Annotated in this window: 1 protein-coding gene and 1 pseudogene; both read left to right on the plus strand. The window is 64.8% G+C overall.

The features are described from left to right. The coding region (locus BN358_RS12085) for a cytochrome b N-terminal domain-containing protein (protein ID WP_040583141.1) at positions 1–192 on the plus strand (192 nt) is incomplete at its 5' end. Then, a pseudogene (locus BN358_RS25545) lies at positions 182–384 on the plus strand (hypothetical protein); the annotation flags it as partial. The gene BN358_RS12085 and the pseudogene BN358_RS25545, both read left to right, overlap by 11 nt.

Consider the following 384-nt stretch of genomic DNA (forward strand, 5'->3'; position numbering starts at 1 on the left):
GCCAAGGACGGCCTCAACGCTGTCGGTGTGGGGGCGTTCTTCAACGTCCTGAACCCCGCACAGATGCTGCTCTGGCATGTCGTGCTGCTCCCCGGGGCACTCGGAGTCCTCGTGCTCGTCCACATCATCCTGGTGAGGCGTCACGGGGTCGTTCCGCCGATCGAAGCCGAGGAGCGCAATCATGACTGCTGAATCGACACCCCGCCGGCGTGGTCGCCAGGTGACCCCGGACTCACACGCCTTCCCTACCAAGCCGTACGACCTGGTCAAGGAGTTCGTAATCTCCCTGCTGGTGGTCGCGCTGCTGACCGTGGGACTCGCCGTGGCCTTCTCCTCTCCCGACGAGAAGGCGATCAGCCTCCAGGTATGGGCCATCAAGGCGCC

This window comes from Sedimentibacter sp. B4, assembly GCF_000309315.1.
GTDB lineage: Bacteria > Bacillota > Clostridia > Tissierellales > Sedimentibacteraceae > Sedimentibacter > Sedimentibacter saalensis.